The following is a 255-nucleotide window of genomic DNA, read 5'->3' on the forward strand; positions in this document are numbered from 1 at the left end:
TCTATACGCCCGATGCGGTGTGGACCGTCGATGGCGGCTTCGAGGCCGGCACGATCGAGGATGACAGCATCGATCCGGGCACCGGGCTGGAGCGCTCCGACTTCGACCGCAAGGCGGTGTCGCTGTCCGTCGGCTACAAGGACGAGGAGCGCGGCATCAATGCCCGCATGCGCGGCGAGGCCCGCTTCGAGGATTCCGACGACGACAGCCGCGACCGCAACACCTATCTGTTCGCCACGGGCCTGAGCTGGAAGA

General features: G+C 66.7%; 1 protein-coding gene. It reads left to right on the plus strand.

The window, feature by feature from the left end; translation table 11 throughout:
* A partial coding sequence (locus C5748_RS27650) for a hypothetical protein (RefSeq protein ID WP_146119676.1) occupies window positions 1-255 on the plus strand: 255 nt, incomplete at both ends.

Source organism: Phyllobacterium phragmitis (genome assembly GCF_002980495.1).
GTDB lineage: Bacteria > Pseudomonadota > Alphaproteobacteria > Rhizobiales > Rhizobiaceae > Paramesorhizobium > Paramesorhizobium phragmitis.